Source organism: Aeromonas sp. R3-1, assembly GCF_040908345.1.
GTDB lineage: Bacteria > Pseudomonadota > Gammaproteobacteria > Enterobacterales > Aeromonadaceae > Aeromonas > Aeromonas veronii.
The window spans coordinates 1-2792 of the sequence record NZ_JBFODN010000158.1; the positions used below are offsets into that span (position 1 = coordinate 1).

Annotated in this window: 4 protein-coding genes; 2 read left to right on the top strand and 2 right to left on the bottom strand. The window is 56.7% G+C overall.

What is annotated here, in order from left to right:
- Positions 1-23 precede the first annotated feature (23 nt).
- A complete protein-coding gene (locus AB5Y85_RS09730; RefSeq protein ID WP_108588144.1) occupies positions 24-824 on the bottom strand; it encodes a putative RNA methyltransferase in 801 nt (266 codons plus the stop codon).
- A gap of 125 nt (positions 825-949) precedes the next feature.
- The gene (crp, locus tag AB5Y85_RS09735) at positions 950-1588 is read right to left on the bottom strand and encodes a cAMP-activated global transcriptional regulator CRP (RefSeq protein WP_005335304.1); all 639 of its coding nucleotides are present in this window, start codon (positions 1586-1588) and stop codon (positions 950-952) included.
- A gap of 300 nt (positions 1589-1888) precedes the next feature.
- Here crp and AB5Y85_RS09740 point away from each other — a divergent pair, with 300 nt between their 5' ends.
- Complete coding sequence (locus AB5Y85_RS09740) at positions 1889-2293, top strand: OsmC family protein (protein WP_201932495.1); 405 nt, start codon at positions 1889-1891, stop codon at positions 2291-2293.
- 97 nt (positions 2294-2390) lie between these two features.
- Positions 2391-2687, top strand: a complete 297-nt coding sequence (locus AB5Y85_RS09745; RefSeq protein WP_040067985.1) for an MliC family protein — start codon at positions 2391-2393, stop codon at positions 2685-2687.
- Positions 2688-2792 lie beyond the last annotated feature (105 nt).

Here is a 2792-nt window from a genome sequence, read left to right on the forward strand (position 1 = left end):
CCTTGCAAGGCTCCCCCCAGTGATCAGATGGGCTTTTGCCACAGGGTCAGCAGCAGATCCTGTTCCAGTTCATTCGGGCCTTGTTGAGCGAAAGCGTGACGCTGCTCACCGGTTGCCCGCCAGCCAAGACGGCTGGTCTCCAGAATAAAGCTGCGCATGGCCTGATCCATGGTGAGGCTGAACTGGCAGCGTTGTTGAGTCACCGGATTGAGGCCGCCGAGGGTTGGCCAGCTGAGGGGGTGTTCCATGCTCACCGGGTTGAGGCTGACCCGCAGTTGCCACTGATGACGGGGGCCAGGCTGCAGATAGAGCAGATAGCCACCGGGCGCCAGCCAGCTGACCAGCTGCTCGGTCTTGACCTTGAGATCGTTGACCAGCAGCACCTGAGCAGAGCCCGGTTGCAGCGGTGCTCGGGCGGGATCGGCAATGACAAACTGGCCGTCCGGCTGCGCTTTTTTGGCGGCAAAGATGGTGTTCTTGGCGATATCAACCCCAGCAAACTGCCAGCCGGGCAGGCGCTCTGCCAGCGCGCGGCAGTAGTAGCCTTCACCGCATCCAAGATGGATCAGCTCTTGTGGGGCCAGCGGAGCGAGCAGGCCGGCCATGGCCTCAACTAGCGGCAGTTGGTGGCCGGCCTCCAGGAAATGGTGCTTGGCGCGCATCAGGGCACGGCTGTCGCTGTCTTTGGGGTTTTTCTTGCCGGGGATGAGATCCAGATAACCTTCCGGTGCCGGATCGAAGTGATGCTTGTTGTCGCAATAGCGCCCCTGGGAGGCTTCATGAAGATGGAGCGGACTGCGGCAGCGGGGACATTGAAGGTGCATAGTAACTCTCTGGGCGAATGCCGGAACAGTGAAGGGCGTTCGGGATTATAGGGGAGAGGATCAAAAAAGGCTGCCGTAGCAGCCTTTTTTATCCCAAGGCCTCAGTCAGGCCTGCGGACGGGTCATCAGCGAGTGCCAAATACCACAATGGTCTTGCCGTGAGCAGAGATGAGCTCCTGCTCTTCCAGCATCTTCAGGATGCGGCCCACGGTTTCACGAGAGCAGCCGACGATCTGGCCGATCTCCTGACGGGTGATCTTGATCTGCATGCCATCCGGGTGGGTCATGGCATCCGGCTGTTTGGCCAAGTTGAGCAGGGTCTGGGCGATCCGGCCGGTCACATCCAGGAAGGCGAGGTTGCCCACTTTCTGGCTGGTGTGTTGCAGGCGCTTGGCCATCTGGCCAGAGAGACGCATCAGAATGTCCGGGTTGACCTGGATCAGCTGGCGGAACTTCTTGTAGGAGATCTCTGCCACTTCGCAAGAGCCTTTGGCGCGAACCCAGGCGGAGCGCTCGGGGTTCTCGTTCTCCTCGAACATCCCCATCTCGCCCAGGAAATCCCCCTGGTTCAGGTAGGAGAGGATCATCTCTTTGCCCTCATCGTCCTTGATCAAGACGGCCACAGTGCCCTTGACGATGTAGTAGAGGGTCTCCGCTTTTTCACCCGCATGGATCAGGGTGCTCTTGGCGGGATACTTATGAATGTGGCAGTGCGACAAGAACCATTCCAGGGTGGGATCGCTTTGCGGTTTGCCAATGACCATGAGAATTCCTCTGTAGTGTCTTTTTATGGACTTGTGCGTCCGGGCAAGCTGCCAATCTTGCCATTCCTTGTATTGGTCGCAGTAGGATAAGAGCCTTTGCCTGTGCTGACAAGGCTTTGCGGGCTTTTGACAGAGCCCTTTGAGTAATGCCTGCTGCGCCGCTTCGGCCATTCTAGGGAAGATAGAGGTCGGAGATGTTGATTTTGATCTATTTCCATCCCAACTCCCCCTGTTCGGCAGAGATAAGCGACTGGGTTATGCTAGGGATCCATCATCATGATTAACAGGAGAGAGTGCGAGATGAAAGCCAAGGTCAGCTGGGTGGAAGGGATGAAGTTTGTGGGTGAGAGTGAATCCGGTCACAAGGTGATCCTGGATGGTGCCAACCCCGGTGAGGGGGCCAGCCCGATGGAGATGATCCTGCTGGCGGTCGGTGGCTGCAGCTCCATTGATGTGGTCTCCATCCTCGAAAAAGCGCGCCAGTCGGTGACAGCATGCCATGTCGATGTCAGTGGCGAACGGGTCGATAGCGTGCCCCGGGTTTTCGAGAAGATTAATCTGCACTTCGTGGTGACGGGCACGGGATTGGCAGAGAAGCAGGTGGCCAGAGCGGTCGATCTGTCGATGGAAAAATACTGTTCTGTTTCCCTGATGTTGGAAAAAGCGGTACAAATTACCCATAGTTATCAAATTGTTGAAGCTTGATAACTGACGATTGTTTCGTTGGTACCCTGGCATAAGGCCATCACATGAGGCCACTGCACAAGGCCATGACATAAAGCCATTACATAAGGAAAGTGCAATGAAAAAATTGATCGCTCTGCTTCCCCTTTTGGGCCTGGCGGCGTGCAGCAGCCCGCAACCTACCCAGTATCAATACAGCCAATACCAGTGTGGCGAAGAGATGCTGGCCGTTACCTATGATGCCCAGGCTGACATGGTGCAGTTCCCCTATGCCGGGGTTTATCACAAGCTGGCGCGTGTGGAGTCAGAGTCTGGCGCCAAATATTCCGACAGCGTCACCACCTTCTGGAATCAGGACAAACAAGCTCTCCTCACCCAGAAAGGGGTGACGCTGCTGACCTGTACACTTAAATAGGTGACCACAGTTAGCTGAAGGTGTGCGGCTTTGTGTCCGGGTCTGGCCTAGGCCGGATTGGGTCAAGAGGTTGAGACCACAAAAAACGGCTTGCCGGGAGGCAAG